Genomic DNA, 16106 nt, shown 5'->3' with positions numbered 1-16106 from the left:
CAAGGCAAAAATGGTCGTAGGCGGAATGCGTCAGCGGGTGTGTCTGTCGGCTTGCACGGCAGGCGCTGCCGGCGTACCACCAAGTCAAAGTTCAAGTTCCAGGAGAAAAAGATGGCCGACGTCGTATCGTTCAAGAAGGAAGAGCCGAACGGCCTGCTGCTGGAAGAACGTTCGGGGCCTGTCTTGCGGCTGACGCTGAACAACCCGCCAGCCAACGTGCTGTCGATCGCCATGATGGAGGCGCTGCACGCCGAGTTCGATGCGGTCGCAACCTCCAAGGACATCAGGGTGGTCGTGCTCGCCGCGACCGGCAAGCTGTTTTCCGCCGGTCACGATCTGAAGGAAATGACCGCGCACCGCGAAGACGACGACCGGGGCCGGGCCTTCTTCGAGCGGACGATCCGCCTCTGCGCCGATCTCATGCTGAAAATCACACGGCTGCCGCAGGCCGTCATCGCTGAGATTGACGGCCTGGCAACGGCAGCCGGCTGCCAGCTGGTTTCCAGCTGTGACCTTGCAATCTGCACCGACAGCTCCACCTTCTGCACGCCCGGCGTCAATATCGGTCTCTTCTGTTCGACGCCGATGGTCGCGCTCACGCGTGCGGCACATCGCAAGCAGGCGATGGAAATGCTCCTGACCGGCGAGACCATCGACGCTTCGACCGCCAAGGATTTCGGCCTCGTCAATCGCATCGTGCCGCAGCAGTACCTGCGCCAAGTGGTCGACAAATATGCTGCGGTCATTGCCTCGAAGTCGCCGCAGGCGCTGAAGATCGGCAAGGAGGCCTTCTATCGCCAGGCGGAGATGGACCTGCCGGAGGCTTACGACTACGCAGTCGGCGTTATGGTTGAGAACATGCTGGCGCGCGATGCCGACGACGGCATCGGCGCGTTCCTCGGCAAGCGCATGCCGGAATGGAAGGAAGACTGACGCTCAGGCGAGTTTCAGAAGCAGGGCGCCAAGTGCGATGACGCAGGCAGCCGCGATGCGCCAGGCGCTGACCGGCTCCTTGAGGAACACGACCGAGATCACCACGGCAAAGAGGATCGAGGTTTCGCGCAGTGCCGCGACGGTTGCGACCGGCGCTTTGGTCATGGCCCAGAGCGCCAGGCCATAGGCGCCGATCGAGCCGGCGCCGCCGATAAGGCCCCGCCACCAGTTCTTGTAGACGTGGCGGGCGACCGGCTTGATGCCGCGCCGGGCAAAAGCCCAGGTGAACAGCAGAACCGGCGGCAGCAGCGCCATCCACAGCGTGTAGGAGATGGCGTTGCCTGAAACGCGCGCGCCGATACCGTCGACAAAGGTGTAACTTGCGATGACGCAGGCATTAAGCAGCGCAAGCACGATCGCGTTCTTGCCGCCCTTGCGCGACTCGAAGGCGAGCGTCAGCACACCGGCAGAGATCGTCAGGATACCGATCATCGTTCCGAAGGTGAGCTTTTCGCCGATCAACGCCCCACTGGTCATCGCGACGATCAACGGTGCCGCGCCGCGCATCAGCGGATAGACAAGGCCGATGTCGCCGGCGCGATAGGATGCGGCGACGAGTTGGAAATAGGCGAACTGGAACAGTGCCGAAACCAGGATGTATGGCCACGCTTCCGGTTTGGGCAACGGCATGAACGGCAGGAAGGGGATGGCGACGGCTGCGGCCCCGAGCGCGATCATTGCAGCGTCGAGCGACTTTTCCGTTCCCGCCTTGACCAACGCATTCCAGGTCGCGTGCAACAACGCCCCGAACAGGACGAGCGCAATGACTTCAACGGGCAAGATGAGACCTCGGAAAACGATGTGGCAGGCTTTGTGATGCTTGTCGCGCCGCACGGACGCAAAAGCAACCGGAAAGTCTTGCAGAAGCGGCAATCTTTGGCGGGGAACGAACGGCCCGCACGGTTGACTTGGCCGGCCTCGCCATCATTATACGACCGTTTAACACGAACGGATCCGAAGCCGCAGATGAACCACGACGCTTACCCGGACTATTATCTCGCCGATATCCTGCGCGAGACCAAGACGATCGCCCTTGTCGGCGCTTCGCCCAATCCTGAGCGTCCGAGCCATCGGGTCATGGCGTTTCTGCTGCGCAAGGGTTACCGGGTGATCCCGATCAATCCCGGGCATGTCGGCAAGAGCATCCAGGGTCAGGCCGTGGTCGGCCGGCTTGCCGATATAAAGGAGCCGATCGACATGGTCGACGTCTTCCGCGCTGCCGACGCCTTGCCGGCGCTCGTCGATGAAATTCTCGCGCTGGAGACGCTGCCGAAAGCGATCTGGGGCCAGCTCTCGGTGCGCAACGATGGTGCTGCGGCGAAAGCGGAAGCCGCCGGCATCAAGGTGGTCATGGACCGCTGTCCGGCGATCGAATACCCGCGTCTGATCGGCTGATCGCGGTCGGCGCATCGCCGGCGGATCACACAACCGTCAGTTCTTGAAAAATCCTCTTTGACCGCATGCGTAGGCTCTGGAATAGTGCCGCGGCTTGCGCGCTCAATCGTGCGAGCACGATAGCGGTTCACGCGTAGATTCAAGGTGATAGAGCGCCCCGGCGCGCCGGCTGGCGGCCGCGCTCTGGTCATGGGAGGGACGAAATGACGAAAGACAACCCTGGTTTCAACACGCTCGCAATTCATGCGGGGGCGCAGCCCGACCCGACCACGGGTGCACGGGCGACGCCGATCTACCAGACGACGAGCTTCGTCTTCAACGACACCGACCATGCGGCGGCACTCTTCGGCCTGCAGCAGTTCGGCAACATTTACACCCGCATCATGAACCCGACGCAGGCGGTGCTCGAAGAGCGCATTGCCGCGCTTGAAGGCGGCACCGCGGCACTCGCCGTTGCCTCCGGCCATGCCGCACAGCTTCTCGTCTTCCACACGATCATGAGCCCGGGCGACAACTTCATCGCCGCCAACCGGCTCTATGGCGGCTCGGTCAACCAGTTCGGTCATGCCTTCAAGTCCTTCGACTGGCAGGTCCGCTGGGCTGACCCTGCCGATCCGGCTTCCTTTGAGGCGAAGATCGACCGGCGCACCAAGGCGATCTTCATCGAGAGCCTCGCCAATCCCGGCGGCACGTTCGTCGATATCGCTGCCATCGCCGAGGTCGCCCGCAAGCACGAGCTGCCGCTGATCGTCGACAACACCATGGCGACGCCCTACCTGCTGCGGCCTCTGGAGCATGGCGCCGATATCGTCGTGCACTCGCTGACGAAGTTCATCGGCGGCCACGGCAACTCCATGGGCGGCGTCATCGTCGACGGCGGCACCTTCGACTGGTCGAAGTCCGGCAAATATCCGATGCTCTCGGAACCGCGTCCGGAATATGCCGGTGTCGTGCTGCACCAGACCTTCGGCAACATCGCCTTCGCCATCGCCGCGCGTGTCCTCGGCCTGCGCGACTTCGGCCCGGCGATCTCGCCGTTCAATGCCTTCATGCTGGTCACCGGTTCCGAAACGCTTCCACTGCGCATGCAGCGCCATTGCGACAACGCGCTTGCGGTCGCCAAGTGGTTGAAGACGCACGACAAGATTTCGTGGGTCAACTATGCCGGGCTTGAGGACGACCCCAACCACGCGCTGCAGCAGCGCTATTCGCCGAAGGGCGCCGGTGCCGTCTTCACCTTCGGCCTCAAGGGTGGCTACGAGGCGGGCAAGCGCTTCGTCGAAGGGCTGGAAATGTTCTCGCACCTCGCCAATATCGGCGACACGCGCTCGCTCGTCATTCACCCGGCCTCGACCACCCACCGCCAGCTGACGCCCGAGCAGCAGGTGGCGGCCGGCGCCGGCCCTGACGTCGTGCGCCTCTCGGTTGGCATCGAGGATGTCTCCGACATCATCGCCGACCTCGAACAGGCGCTGGCCAAGCTCTGAAACACTAGCCGCGAAGGGCGCGCCAGCGCGCCCTTCGCAAGGGTGCCAAGATGACGAATATGCAGAAATTCGACCTGTCCACCGTCGAGGCGGAAACCGGTACGCCGGCGGCCGACCGGCTCATCTCAGGCGCGCCGCAGTTCAAGACCTGGAACCTGGAGGAAGCCGAAGGCGGGCTCTATGCCGGGGTCTGGGAATCGACGCCCGGAAAATGGCGGATCGTCTATGAGGAGTGGGAGTATTTCCACATCCTCTCCGGCTATTCGATCCTCACGCAGGATGGTGGCGAAGCGGCGCATCTGCGCGCCGGCGACAGCATGATCCTGCGTCCCGGGTTCGAGGGCACCTGGGAAGTCGTGGAGACGACCCGCAAGGACTATGTCATCCGCCTTTAATCGCTGCGGTACCGGAGACCCGTAAGCTTCGGTGCTGCTCACCAGACGAGGTCGAGGCGTTCCAGTCCGTGGAAATGAAACGCGTCCTTGACCTCGGGCTCGGTCTTCAGCTGCATGTTCGGCAGGCGCCGAAACAGGATCGGCAGCGCCAGATTGAGCTCCAGGCGGGCGAGCGGCGCGCCGATGCAGAAATGCAGGCCCGCCCCGAAGGAGACATTGGCGCCTTCGTCGCGCGTCGGCCGGAAGGCGTTCGGGTCGGTGAACTTCTTCGGGTCAACATTCGCCGCTCCGAGCAGCAGGCCGACCTTGTCGCCCTGCCGCAGCGTGACGCCTTCGTCGAGTTCGATATCCGACAGCGCGTAACGCTGGAAAATATGCAGCGGTGCGGCAAAGCGCAGGCATTCCTCCACGGTCAGCGCGGTTGCCGCGTCCGTCGCAAACAGGTCTTTCGCCGAAAGTCCGGATTGCAGGATCGTCTTCACCGCATTGCCGATCTGATGCACGGTCGCCTCGTGACCCGCATTGAGGAGGAGGGCGGTGGTCGAGACCAGCTCCGCGTCCGACAGCCGCTCGCTGTCCTTTTCCGAGGTGATCATGTGTGTCAGCAGGTCGTCCGCGGGGGTGCGGCGCTTCTCGGCGATGATGCCGCGCAGATAATCGGCAAAATCCGCGGAAGCCTGGTTGGCGTCGAGTTCGGTCTCGTAGCTGGGATTGAAGACATACATCCGAACCATGCGATGCGACCAGTCGAGCAGATCGGGCGCTGCCTCGACGGGAATGCCGAGCATGCGGGCGATGATCGTCACGGGAAGCGTTTCGGCAAAGCTCTTCAGCAGTTCGACCCCGCCGTCATCGGCAAAGCCGTCGATCAGGGTATGGGACAGTTGCTCGATGTCTGGCCGCAGCTGTTCGATCTGCCGCGAAACGAAGGCGCGGTTGACGAGCGTGCGCAGCCGGGTGTGTGCGGGCGGCTCGAGCTCCAGCAGCGAATGTTCTTCGAGCGCGTCGAAATCCTTCAAATGCGGCTTCGGCGCCGGCAGGCCAAGTTCGTCGCGCGTCGCCACATGCAGGATCTGCCGGCCGAAACGCCGGTCGCGCAGAAGCGCGTTCACCTGGTCGTAGCCAGCGAAATACCACTGCTGTCGTTCCTCCCAGAAGAAGGCCGGGCACTGCGCATGGATCTCGGCATAGGCTGCGAGCGGGTCACGGTAGAAGGCTGGATCGCGCGCGTCGATGGAAACGCGCCTCAGCGCGCAGTCGATGGAAATGGCAGGCATGGCAGGGGCTCTTCGCGGACTTCAATGGCCCTTATGTCTAAGGGAATCGCGGTTCGGCCGGCAAGCGCGGATATCGCACCCCTCGGGGCGTTGACAGCACGTGCCATGGCGGCCAATCTCTCCTGGCTGCGTAGGGCGCATCGGCAGAGAGCTGAAAGGGCAACGCCCGCCTACGGAACACAGACCGTAGTTGCGCCCATGCCAAACCTTGAAAACCTGAAGAAGCAGGCGAAGCAATACCTCAGATGGCATCGCGACCAGTACTATCCGGTCGCCGCCGAGATCAGGGCTGCCTTGCCGCGCTTCCGCGATCTTGACGATCACGCCATTCTGACGGCTGAGTTCAAGCTCGCCGACGCGCAGGAACTCGTCGCGCGTCAATCGGGGTTCGAAAGCTGGCAGGCGCTCAAATCAGGAGCCCTGACAATGACCAAACAATCGAAACCCGCCACACCGCTGCCTGTGCTGCAATCGACAGCCGCACAGTTGTTCGTTGCCGACATCGGGGCCGCGTGCGACTTCTTCACCGAGAAGCTCGGCTTTGCGGTCGATTTCGTCTACGGCGATCCGCCCTTCTATGGGCAGGTGATCCGGGACAATGCCCGGCTCGCTCTGCGTCTCGTTTGCGAACCCGTCTTCGTCGGCGACATCCGGCAGCGCGAGCACCTACTTTCCGCCTCCATCGCCCTCGATACCGCCAATGACATCAAGCAATTGTACCTGGGCTACCAATCGGCCGGGGTCTCTTTTCACCAAGCGTTGCGTACGGAACCCTGGGGTGCGCGTACGTTTATCGTGCTCGATCCCGACGGAAACCTGATCCTGTTTGCAGGGCCAGCCGACTGAACTGAAAAGCGGGAAGGGGCGCCGGTAGCGTGCGTTTGCCGCCGGCGCCCGCGTCTTCCGGCACGCCATCCGCGGGGAACAAACTTCCCCTGTTCTCCCTTTTTCTATGGCACCAGGCGACCTATTTGCGCATGATGCGGCCAGCAAGCAGGGAGCGGCATGGGAAAAAACCAGTCCAGTCTATCGGCGGGGATCGTCGCTGCGATCCGCAAGAGACGTCCCACCGTCGTTCACCGCGAAGCCGCGGTCAGCCGCGGCGATATCGTCATCGCCTCCTACAACATCCACAAATGCGTCGGCACCGACGGGCGCTTCGACCCCGGCCGTACCGCCAATGTCATCGGTGAACTTGGTGCCGATATCGTGGCGCTTCAGGAGGCCGATCAGCGCTTCGGTGAGCGCGCCGGTCTTCTCGATCTCGAACACCTGCGTCGGGAGGCGCATCTTGTTTCGGTGCCGATTTCCGGCTTTTCGACCAAGGGGCATGGCTGGCACGGCAACGTCCTGTTGCTGCGCGAGGGCGCCGTTTCCGACGTGCGGCAGTTGAAGCTCCCTGGCGTCGAGCCGCGCGGTGCGCTGGTCGTCGATCTCGACCTGAAAGTGGGGCCGCTGCGCATCATCGCCGCCCATCTCGGTCTTCTCCGGCATTCGCGCGCCCAGCAGGCCGAGGCGATCCTCGAGGCGGCATCCGATGCCAACGGGCGACCGACGCTTCTCATCGGTGATCTCAACGAATGGCGGATGGGGCGGCGTTCGTCGCTGTCCTTCCTCAGCCCGGTATTCGACCCGTCCCATGCGACGGTCGCCAGTTTTCCCTCGCGCTTCCCGCTGTTGCCGCTCGACCGTGTGCTCGGCAATCCGCACCATCTGGTGACGTCGGTCGCGGTGCACGATTCGCCGCTGGCGCGGATCGCCTCGGATCATCTGCCCGTAAAGGCCTCGATCGACCTGAAGGCCGTGCAGCCGGAGCCAAGAGACGGCAAGCGGGTGGAAGCGGGTCGCGCGGGGTCGGCCTGACGGCGCGGACGAGTTTTCGATGTGGTCCTCTGTCCTGTTCACCATTGCCGTCATCCTCGGACTGCTCGTGGCGACCGTGCTTTACATCTACGGCCGCTTCGGCCGACGCCCGCACGGGCCGCCGTCAAACGCCCTTCCGCTGGCCGATGCCGGCACGGAACTCGACCGCTACCTGGCGCCGCTCGTTGACGCCCAGGCGGGTGCCAATGGCGTGGCGCTGGTTTCCGACAATATCGAGGCCCTGGTTGCGCGCGCGCACGCGGCACGGCGCGCCGGACGCAGCCTCGATCTGCAGTACTATTACTGGAAGGGCGACCTGACCGGTCTTCTTCTCGCCCGTGAGATCCTGGCCGCCGCAGACCGCGGCGTGCGCGTCCGGCTGCTGCTCGACGACATCAATGCCGGCATCCACGACCGCATGTGCATCGCGCTCGACGCCCACCCCCATATCGACGTGCGGCTCTTCAATCCGAGCCGGGCGCGCACTGATCGCTTTCGCCGCGGCTTCGAAATGGCGATCCGCGCTTTCAGCGCAACGCGCCGCATGCACAACAAGCTCTGGGTGGCCGATGGCCGCGTTGCGATTGCCGGCGGCCGCAACATCGGCGACGCCTATTTCGATGCCGCCGAACTCTCCAATTTCCGCGATCTCGATGTCTGGATGGTGGGGCCGGTGCTGGATCAGGCGTCGGCCATGTTCGACCGCTATTGGAATAGTGCCTCCGTGCTTCCGATCGCAGCGCTGCGCACGCCGCGCAAGCAGTATTTGCCCGCGCTACGCGAGGCCGTCGACGGATTGGCCCGCACGCCGGCGGGGCGGTTCTATCTGGAACGCATCGACAAGGCGGTGGAGGAGGCGGAGATCTACCACGGCACGCGGCAGCTTCACTGGAGTTCCGATATCCGGCTGGCATCCGATCCGCCGGAAAAGGCGCTGATGCAGCGACGCCAGAACTGGCTGTTGCGCGAGCTTTTTCCGCTGATCGAGGCTGCCACGCGGGATTTGAGGATCATCTCGCCCTACTTCATCCCCGGCGTTGCCGGCACACGGGGGCTCGCCGCCATCGTTTCGCGCGGCGCTCGCGTCGCCGTCCTCACCAATTCGCTTGCGGCGACCGACGTTGCCGCCGTTCACGGCGGTTATGTCAAATATCGCCGCAAGCTCATCCGGGCCGGCGTCGCGCTCTTCGAGTTGAAGGAGCAGGGCGATGTTGCCGAGGGGCACCGCATGACGCTGTTCGGACGCCGCAATGCGAGCCTGCACAGCAAGGCCTTCGTGGTGGACGGCTTGCACGGTTTCGTCGGCTCGATGAACTTCGATCCGCGCTCAGCCTCGCTCAATACGGAAATGGGCGTGGTCTTTCAGGATGCGGCACTTGCCGGCGAACTGGCTTCCATGTTCGAGGAGGAAACCTCGCCGGCAATCAGCTACCGGGTCGACATCGAAGGGTCACGCCTCATCTGGCGCGATCGCGCCAATGGCTCCGAGCGGCTGGTGCGCCATGAGCCGGATGCGAGCCTAACAAGGCGCATGATCGCCGGGCTGATCCGCATTCTGCCTATCGAGTCGCAGCTGTGAACCGTGGCTTGCTTGCCTCATTTGCGCTTCGTTTACCGATATCGTTGATCGCTGTGCGCAGCGTCTGGGTGTGCGGTCTTGGTCGAGGACGTTGCGCAAAAAATGCTCTATCGCCAACCATGTGTGGAGGACGGCCAAACTTCGAGGCGAACAGTGCCTTCGATTAAGCTTATCGAAGCTTCGCGACTTGAAGTGCAGGGTGTTGACACTCTATGTAGGAGCAGAAGGTAAATCCCGTGATTCCCGGTTCGCAAAGGTTTTGCGAGCCCGATTGATGAAGGTTCGATATGAGAAATCCCGTTGATACCGCCCTGGCACTGGTGCCGATGGTTGTTGAGCAGACCAACCGCGGTGAACGTTCCTACGATATCTTTTCGCGCCTTCTGAAGGAGCGCATCATCTTCGTGACCGGCCCGGTCGAAGATCAGATGGCAACGCTCGTCTGCGCCCAGCTTCTTTTCCTCGAAGCGGAAAACCCGAAGAAGGAAATCGCGCTCTACATCAACTCGCCGGGCGGCGTCGTCACGTCGGGCATGGCGATCTACGACACGATGCAGTTCATCAAGCCGGCCGTTTCGACGCTCTGCGTCGGCCAGGCCGCCTCGATGGGTTCGCTGCTCCTGGCCGCCGGCCACAAGGACATGCGTTTCGCCACGCCGAACGCGCGCATCATGGTTCACCAGCCCTCGGGCGGCTTCCAGGGCCAGGCCTCGGATATCGAGCGTCACGCCAAGGACATCCTGAAGATGAAGCGTCGCCTCAACGAGGTTTACGTCAAGCATTGCGGCCGCACCTACGAGGAAGTCGAGCAGACGCTCGATCGCGATCATTTCATGAACGCGGACGAAGCTCTGAACTGGGGCCTCGTTGACAAGGTGCTGACCTCGCGCGAAGAAATCGAAGGCGGCGAGCAGGCCTGATAACGCGCATTTGTGTCGGGATAGATGTAATTGTGACACAATTGTAATGGCTCAAGGGCTTTATCGACAGGGTAAAGCCGGTAATATGAACCATTAATGCTATGTTGGAATCTGACGGCGTAGTGTTGGTTCGAGTTGGGAGAGTCGTTGCGGCCGCGTCGGGCGTCTTCGCCAGGGGCGGTAAGTACTCCCGGAAGCCCTGCGTAAGGTTGAGGCGCAAGGCAAATTGAGTGGTCCGCGATACTTATCTTGAAAGTGTCCGGCGTGCTGGAAGGAAGTCGAAATGAGCAAGGTCAGCGGAAGCAACGGCGGTGACTCGAAGAATACACTTTATTGTTCGTTCTGCGGCAAGAGCCAGCACGAAGTCCGCAAGCTGATTGCCGGACCGACCGTGTTCATCTGCGATGAATGCGTCGAACTGTGCATGGACATCATTCGCGAAGAGAACAAGACGTCGATGGTCAAGTCCCGCGACGGTGTTCCGACCCCTCAGGAAATCATCAAGGTTCTGGACGAATACGTCATCGGCCAGCAGCAGGCCAAGCGCATCCTGTCGGTCGCCGTTCACAACCACTACAAGCGCCTGGCGCACGCCGCCAAGGGCAGCGACGTCGAACTGGCGAAGTCGAACATCATGCTGGTCGGCCCGACCGGCTGCGGCAAGACCTATCTCGCCCAGACGCTCGCCCGTATCATCGACGTGCCGTTCACCATGGCCGACGCCACGACGCTGACCGAAGCCGGTTACGTCGGTGAAGACGTCGAGAACATCATCCTGAAGCTGCTCCAGGCGGCCGACTACAACGTCGAGCGCGCCCAGCGCGGCATCGTCTACATTGACGAAGTCGACAAAATTTCGCGCAAGTCCGACAATCCGTCGATAACGCGCGACGTATCGGGCGAGGGCGTGCAGCAGGCGCTTCTGAAGATCATGGAAGGCACAGTTGCCTCGGTACCGCCGCAGGGCGGCCGGAAGCATCCGCAGCAGGAATTCCTGCAAGTGGATACGACCAATATTCTCTTCATCTGCGGCGGCGCCTTTGCCGGCCTCGACAAGATCATCTCCGCCCGTGGCGAGAAGACCTCGATCGGTTTCGGCGCAACGGTCCGCTCGCCGGAAGATCGCCGTGTCGGCGAAGTTCTGCGCGAACTGGAGCCGGAAGATCTCGTCAAGTTCGGCCTGATCCCGGAATTCATCGGTCGTCTGCCGGTTCTGGCGACGCTCGAAGATCTCGATGAAGATGCGCTGATCCAGATCCTGTCCGAGCCGAAGAACGCTCTGATCAAGCAGTACCAGCGCCTGTTCGAGATGGAAGACGTCGAACTGACCTTCCACGAGGACGCGCTTCGCGAGATTGCCCGCCGGGCGATCGTGCGCAAGACCGGTGCCCGTGGCCTTCGCTCGATTATGGAAAAGATCCTGCTCGACACCATGTTCGAGCTGCCGACGCTCGAAGGCGTGCGCGAAGTGGTCATCTCCGACGAGGTGGTCAAGGGCTCTGCCCGGCCGCTTTACATCTACTCGGAACGGTCGGACGAAAAGACCAACGTTTCGGCCTGAGCGTCCTGAAATATCCTTTGAGAAGCCCGCCTTGAGCGGGCTTTTTCATGTCTACTTCATGTCTTCACACTTAGCTGTTGAGACACGGACGCAGGGGCGCAGATTTCACAATTCGATTGTTGCTAAAGTGCCGCAAACAACGCAATGATGTAACGATTCAATGAAGGACCTTGATGGTTGCGGTCCAAGAGCTTGTAGTCCGTCGCAAGGTCCGCAACAGCATTGATGCGTAGTCAGAAGGACCCGGCCACAGTTTGTGGATGTCTGCGTCGAGCCTTGAAATGGACGCGGTTGCACTCCACTTTCATGTGGAAAATATGACAGCCGGGAGTGCCTGTAGGGCTCCCGGAAACGGGCCCGAAATCGGGACGGAAAGGAAATGACATGACGAACAAAACGTCACCGGCGACTGAAAGCGCGACCTACCCGGTCCTGCCGCTCCGCGACATCGTAGTCTTCCCGCACATGATCGTGCCGCTTTTCGTCGGCCGCGAAAAGTCGATCCGTGCGCTTGAGGAAGTCATGGGCACCGACAAGCAGATCATGCTTGCCACCCAGATCAACGCCACCGACGACGATCCGGAACCGTCCGCGATCTACGAAGTCGGCACCATCGCCAACGTCCTGCAACTGCTGAAGCTGCCCGACGGCACCGTCAAGGTGCTGGTCGAAGGCCGCGCGCGCGCCAAGATCGACGGCTACACGCCGCGCGAAGAATTCTACGAGGCTGCCGCGCACACGCTGAGCGAGCCGGAGGAAGACCCGGTCGAGATCGAGGCGCTCAGCCGCTCTGTCGTCTCCGAGTTCGAAAGCTACGTGAAGCTCAACAAGAAGATCTCCCCCGAGGTCGTCGGTGTTGCCAGCCAGATCGAGGACTATTCGAAGCTGGCCGACACGGTGGCTTCGCACCTTTCGATCAAGATCGTCGAAAAGCAGGAAATGTTGGAGACCACCAGCGTGAAGATGCGCCTGGAAAAGGCGCTCGGCTTCATGGAAGGCGAGATCTCCGTCCTGCAGGTGGAAAAGCGCATCCGCTCGCGCGTCAAGCGCCAGATGGAGAAGACCCAGCGCGAATACTACCTCAACGAACAGATGAAGGCGATCCAGAAGGAACTCGGCGACGGCGAAGACGGCCGCGACGAGATGGCCGAGATCGAAGAGCGTATCGCCAAGACCAAGCTTTCCAAGGAAGCGCGCGAAAAGGCTGACGCGGAGCTGAAGAAGCTGCGCCAGATGAGCCCGATGTCGGCGGAAGCCACCGTCGTTCGCAACTACCTGGATTGGCTGCTCGGCCTGCCCTGGGGCAAGAAGTCGAAGATCAAGACCGACCTGAACCATGCCGAGGAGGTGCTCAACGTCGATCACTTCGGCCTCGACAAGGTCAAGGAACGCATCGTCGAGTATCTCGCCGTGCAGGCCCGTTCGACCAAGATCAAGGGCCCGATCCTGTGCCTCGTCGGCCCTCCGGGCGTCGGCAAGACCTCGCTCGCCAAGTCGATCGCCAAGGCGACCGGCCGCGAATACGTGCGCATGGCACTCGGCGGTGTTCGTGACGAAGCCGAAATCCGTGGCCACCGCCGCACCTATATCGGCTCCATGCCGGGAAAGGTCGTCCAGTCGATGAAGAAGGCGAAGCGGTCCAACCCGCTGTTCCTGCTCGACGAAATCGACAAGATGGGCCAGGACTTCCGCGGCGATCCGTCGTCGGCGCTGCTCGAGGTGCTGGATCCGGAACAGAACTCGACCTTCATGGACCACTACCTGGAAGTCGAATACGACCTGTCCAACGTGATGTTCATCACCACCGCCAACACGCTGAATATCCCGGCGCCGTTGATGGACCGCATGGAAGTGATCCGCATCGCCGGCTACACCGAAGAGGAAAAGCTGGAAATCGCCAAGCGGCACCTGCTGCCGAAGGCGATCCGCGACCACGCGCTGCAGCCGAAGGAGTTTTCGGTCACCGACGGCGCGCTGATGGCGGTCATCCAGACCTACACCCGCGAAGCCGGTGTGCGTAACTTCGAGCGCGAGCTGATGAAGCTCGCCCGCAAGGCCGTGACCGAGATCATCAAGGGCAAGGCCAAGAAGGTCGAAGTGACCGCTGCCAACATCAACGATTACCTGGGCGTTCCGCGCTTCCGCCACGGCGAAGCCGAACGTGACGACCAGATCGGTGTTGTCACCGGTCTCGCATGGACCGAGGTCGGCGGCGAGCTGCTGACGATCGAAGGCGTCATGATGCCCGGCAAGGGCCGCATGACCGTCACCGGCAACCTGCGCGACGTGATGAAGGAATCGATTTCGGCAGCGGCGTCCTATGTCCGCTCGCGCGCGATCGACTTCGGCATCGAACCGCCGCTGTTCGACAAGCGTGACATCCACGTGCACGTGCCGGAAGGTGCGACGCCGAAGGATGGCCCGTCGGCGGGTGTCGCCATGGCAACCACGATCGTGTCGATCATGACCGGTATCCCGATCTCCAAGGATGTCGCCATGACTGGCGAGATCACGCTGCGCGGCCGCGTGCTGCCGATCGGCGGTCTTAAGGAGAAGCTCCTGGCAGCGCTTCGGGGTGGCATCAAGAAGGTGCTGATCCCGGAAGAGAACGCCAAGGATCTTGCCGAGATCCCGGACAACGTGAAGAACGCGCTCGAAATCATCCCGGTTTCGCGGATGGGCGAAGTGCTCGAACACGCTCTGGTGCGCATGCCGGAACCGATCGAATGGGACCCGGCAAACGAGCCGGCAACCGTTGCACCGGTTGATTCGCAGGACGAAGCAGGCTCTTCGATCGCCCACTAACGGGTGCTCGAAAATGGGCGCCGCCGGCTCGCGCGGCGCTCATTTTGCAGAAAAATTGGGAAGACCGGCCATTGGCCGGTCTTTTTTGTTGTAAAAGCGCCCTGCAAGCCTTGCATTCCAAGGGATTAGGCGCAATTGGGAAAGGCAAGACGCGGGCGAAGCGCAAGCCGCCGCGCCTTAAAACACAGTCGTTTCGAACCAATCTGAAAGGGGTGGAAACATGAACAAAAATGAGCTCGTGTCTGCCGTTGCTGAGAAGGCCGGACTTTCCAAGACCGACGCATCTTCTGCAGTTGATGCAGTTTTCGAGACCATCCAGGCTGAGCTGAAGAACGGCGGCGACATTCGCCTGGTCGGCTTCGGCAACTTCTCGGTTTCGCGCCGCGAAGCCTCGAAGGGCCGTAACCCGTCCACGGGTGCGGAAGTTGACATCCCGGCACGCAACGTGCCGAAGTTCACGGCCGGCAAGGGTCTGAAGGATGCCGTCAACGGCTGATGAGATTTGCTTGGCGGCCGGACACGAGGCCGGCAGTCCAGGTATTCGAGGGTTCGGCGCAAGCCGGACCCTTTCGCATTTTGGGGCAGCCCTTGCGGGTACCCACCATTTGCTCTAGGGCTTGCCCATTCTCAGGGCGGGGTGAAAGTCCCCACCGGCGGTAAGGGCATGACAGCGCTACGTCTTGAAGACGCGCGAAGATGGCCCAAGCCCGCGAGCGCCTCTCCTCGATTTCTTGGGGGAGGGTCAGCAGATCCGGTGCAACTCCGGAGCCGACGGTCATAGTCCGGATGAAAGAGAATGGTCGCCGGCACGAAGGGCAGGGATGCCCGGGGTCGTGTCGTGCGCTCATGCGTCCTGATTTGTGTTTGGTCCGCTTTCAGGGTGCATGACATGAATCAGACTTCCCTCGGTTTTTCCTCCTCGCGCGCCATGGCCGGAGCCGGCTTCATGGTGCTGGCCGGGATCGCCTTTGCCGGCCTCAATGTCGTCACCCAATGGCTGACGATGAAGCTCGGTTTCCCCGCCACCGCCATGGCGTTCTGGCAATATGCCTTCGCCTTCCTCTTCTCGCTGCCGTTTCTGCGACGCGCCGGGCTCTCGGCCATGCGCACCGACTATCCCTGGCGCCACGTCGTGCGCGTGGTGCTGGCCGCCTTCGGGGTCGGGGCCTGGGTCTCGGGGCTTGCGCACGTGCCGATCTGGCAGGCGATCGCGCTGGTCATGACCTCGCCGTTCTTCATCATCCTCGGCGCCCGCCTGTTTCTCGGCGAACGTGTCGGCGCGGCGCGCTGGGCAGCAACCGCGGTTGGCTTCGCCGGGGCGATGATCATTCTCGAACCCTGGTCGGACAGTTTCAGCTGGGCCGCCCTTCTGCCGATCCTGTCGGCGCTTTTGTGGGGGGCTTCGTCGCTCATCACCAAGAGCCTCACCAGTCTTGAGCGCCCCGAAACGATCACGGTCTGGCTGCTTGTGCTTCTGACGCCGATCAACGGCGCCATCGCGCTTTCGGCCGGTTTCACCGTGCCCGATGGCGCAGCGCTCGGCTTCCTGCTGCTTGCCGGGATCCTGACCGTCGTCGCCCAATATCTGCTGACGCTTGCCTATACGGTGGCCGACGCCGCCTATGTGCAGCCTTTCGACGACCTGAAGCTGCCGCTCAACGTCTTTGCCGGCTGGCTGGTCTTCGGTTACGCGCCGACAGGGTATCTTTGGGTCGGCGCCGTGCTGATCCTTGGCGCTTCGCTGTTCATCATGCGCAACGAGATGCGGCGCGAGCGCGCCGCTCCGGCGACCGGAACGGTGTAAAACCCGAGCGTTGTCATTCGGCTGTCA

The 16106-nt window shown here is 62.2% G+C and carries 14 protein-coding genes and 1 riboswitch; of the genes, 12 read left to right on the top strand and 2 right to left on the bottom strand.

Features of this window, described 5'->3' with window-relative positions:
* Positions 1–111: 111 nt before the first annotated feature.
* Positions 112–933 carry an enoyl-CoA hydratase gene (locus JVX98_RS15690; protein ID WP_205239132.1) on the top strand — a complete coding sequence of 274 codons (822 nt, stop codon included), beginning with the start codon at positions 112–114 and terminating at the stop codon, positions 931–933.
* Positions 934–936: 3 nt separating this feature from the next.
* Here JVX98_RS15690 and JVX98_RS15685 read toward each other — a convergent pair whose 3' ends face one another.
* Positions 937–1773, bottom strand: a complete 837-nt coding sequence (locus tag JVX98_RS15685; protein ID WP_192447288.1) for a DMT family transporter — start codon at positions 1771–1773, stop codon at positions 937–939.
* Between the two features lie 186 nt (positions 1774–1959).
* On the opposite strand from JVX98_RS15685, the gene JVX98_RS15680 reads away from it, so the two are divergent.
* The 3 genes from JVX98_RS15680 to JVX98_RS15670 all read left to right on the top strand — a co-directional run bounded on the left by JVX98_RS15680 (position 1960) and on the right by JVX98_RS15670 (position 4270).
* Positions 1960–2388, top strand: coding sequence for a CoA-binding protein (locus JVX98_RS15680; protein ID WP_205239131.1), 429 nt, complete (start codon positions 1960–1962; stop codon positions 2386–2388).
* A 203-nt stretch (positions 2389–2591) separates the two neighbouring features.
* Positions 2592–3875, top strand: a complete 1284-nt coding sequence (locus JVX98_RS15675) for an O-acetylhomoserine aminocarboxypropyltransferase (RefSeq protein ID WP_043611472.1) — start codon at positions 2592–2594, stop codon at positions 3873–3875.
* Positions 3876–3925: 50 nt separating this feature from the next.
* On the top strand, positions 3926–4270 hold the full coding sequence (locus JVX98_RS15670) for a cupin domain-containing protein (RefSeq protein WP_043611473.1): 345 nt from the start codon (positions 3926–3928) through the stop codon (positions 4268–4270).
* Between the two features lie 38 nt (positions 4271–4308).
* On the opposite strand, the gene JVX98_RS15665 is transcribed toward JVX98_RS15670, so the two are convergent.
* Positions 4309–5547, bottom strand: coding sequence for a cytochrome P450 (locus JVX98_RS15665; RefSeq protein WP_205239130.1), 1239 nt, complete (start codon positions 5545–5547; stop codon positions 4309–4311).
* A 198-nt stretch (positions 5548–5745) separates the two neighbouring features.
* Here JVX98_RS15665 and JVX98_RS15660 point away from each other — a divergent pair, with 198 nt between their 5' ends.
* The 8 genes from JVX98_RS15660 to JVX98_RS15625 all read left to right on the top strand — a co-directional run bounded on the left by JVX98_RS15660 (position 5746) and on the right by JVX98_RS15625 (position 16079).
* The gene (locus JVX98_RS15660; RefSeq protein WP_205239459.1) at positions 5746–6393 is read left to right on the top strand and encodes a VOC family protein; all 648 of its coding nucleotides are present in this window, start codon (positions 5746–5748) and stop codon (positions 6391–6393) included.
* A gap of 159 nt (positions 6394–6552) precedes the next feature.
* The gene (locus JVX98_RS15655) at positions 6553–7410 is read left to right on the top strand and encodes an endonuclease/exonuclease/phosphatase family protein (RefSeq protein WP_043611476.1); all 858 of its coding nucleotides are present in this window, start codon (positions 6553–6555) and stop codon (positions 7408–7410) included.
* 19 nt (positions 7411–7429) lie between these two features.
* On the top strand, positions 7430–8989 hold the full coding sequence (locus tag JVX98_RS15650) for a phospholipase D family protein (protein ID WP_205239129.1): 1560 nt from the start codon (positions 7430–7432) through the stop codon (positions 8987–8989).
* Between the two features lie 287 nt (positions 8990–9276).
* The gene (locus JVX98_RS15645) at positions 9277–9909 is read left to right on the top strand and encodes an ATP-dependent Clp protease proteolytic subunit (RefSeq protein ID WP_205239128.1); all 633 of its coding nucleotides are present in this window, start codon (positions 9277–9279) and stop codon (positions 9907–9909) included.
* A gap of 283 nt (positions 9910–10192) precedes the next feature.
* Positions 10193–11470 carry an ATP-dependent Clp protease ATP-binding subunit ClpX gene (gene clpX / locus JVX98_RS15640; protein WP_043611478.1) on the top strand — a complete coding sequence of 426 codons (1278 nt, stop codon included), beginning with the start codon at positions 10193–10195 and terminating at the stop codon, positions 11468–11470.
* A gap of 384 nt (positions 11471–11854) precedes the next feature.
* A complete protein-coding gene (gene lon, locus JVX98_RS15635) occupies positions 11855–14275 on the top strand; it encodes an endopeptidase La (RefSeq protein ID WP_043611479.1) in 2421 nt (806 codons plus the stop codon).
* 220 nt (positions 14276–14495) lie between these two features.
* Positions 14496–14771 carry a DNA-binding protein HupB gene (hupB, locus tag JVX98_RS15630; protein WP_034803616.1) on the top strand — a complete coding sequence of 92 codons (276 nt, stop codon included), beginning with the start codon at positions 14496–14498 and terminating at the stop codon, positions 14769–14771.
* A gap of 123 nt (positions 14772–14894) precedes the next feature.
* Positions 14895–15077, top strand: a riboswitch (FMN riboswitch).
* Positions 15078–15164: 87 nt separating this feature from the next.
* Positions 15165–16079, top strand: a complete 915-nt coding sequence (locus tag JVX98_RS15625; protein WP_205239127.1) for a DMT family transporter — start codon at positions 15165–15167, stop codon at positions 16077–16079.
* The last annotated feature ends 27 nt before the right edge of the window (positions 16080–16106 follow it).

Source organism: Ensifer sp. PDNC004 (assembly GCF_016919405.1).
Taxonomy (GTDB): Bacteria; Pseudomonadota; Alphaproteobacteria; order Rhizobiales; family Rhizobiaceae; genus Ensifer.
Note: the sequence above shows the minus strand (reverse complement) of the source record. Positions and strands in the feature narration are given on the sequence as shown.

What these genes read in the sequence shown, in the direction of transcription:
- JVX98_RS15690 (WP_205239132.1), top strand. Translation starts at nt 112, where the DNA reads ATGGCCGACGTCGTATCGTTCAAGAAGGAAGAGCCGAACGGCCTGCTG.
- JVX98_RS15680 (WP_205239131.1), top strand. Translation starts at nt 1,960, where the DNA reads ATGAACCACGACGCTTACCCGGACTATTATCTCGCCGATATCCTGCGC.
- JVX98_RS15675 (WP_043611472.1), top strand. Translation starts at nt 2,592, where the DNA reads ATGACGAAAGACAACCCTGGTTTCAACACGCTCGCAATTCATGCGGGG.
- JVX98_RS15670 (WP_043611473.1), top strand. Translation starts at nt 3,926, where the DNA reads ATGACGAATATGCAGAAATTCGACCTGTCCACCGTCGAGGCGGAAACC.
- JVX98_RS15665 (WP_205239130.1), bottom strand. Translation starts at nt 5,547, where the DNA reads ATGCCTGCCATTTCCATCGACTGCGCGCTGAGGCGCGTTTCCATCGAC.
- JVX98_RS15660 (WP_205239459.1), top strand. Translation starts at nt 5,746, where the DNA reads ATGCCAAACCTTGAAAACCTGAAGAAGCAGGCGAAGCAATACCTCAGA.
- JVX98_RS15655 (WP_043611476.1), top strand. Translation starts at nt 6,553, where the DNA reads ATGGGAAAAAACCAGTCCAGTCTATCGGCGGGGATCGTCGCTGCGATC.
- JVX98_RS15650 (WP_205239129.1), top strand. Translation starts at nt 7,430, where the DNA reads ATGTGGTCCTCTGTCCTGTTCACCATTGCCGTCATCCTCGGACTGCTC.
- JVX98_RS15645 (WP_205239128.1), top strand. Translation starts at nt 9,277, where the DNA reads ATGAGAAATCCCGTTGATACCGCCCTGGCACTGGTGCCGATGGTTGTT.
- clpX (WP_043611478.1), top strand. Translation starts at nt 10,193, where the DNA reads ATGAGCAAGGTCAGCGGAAGCAACGGCGGTGACTCGAAGAATACACTT.
- lon (WP_043611479.1), top strand. Translation starts at nt 11,855, where the DNA reads ATGACGAACAAAACGTCACCGGCGACTGAAAGCGCGACCTACCCGGTC.
- hupB (WP_034803616.1), top strand. Translation starts at nt 14,496, where the DNA reads ATGAACAAAAATGAGCTCGTGTCTGCCGTTGCTGAGAAGGCCGGACTT.
- JVX98_RS15625 (WP_205239127.1), top strand. Translation starts at nt 15,165, where the DNA reads ATGAATCAGACTTCCCTCGGTTTTTCCTCCTCGCGCGCCATGGCCGGA.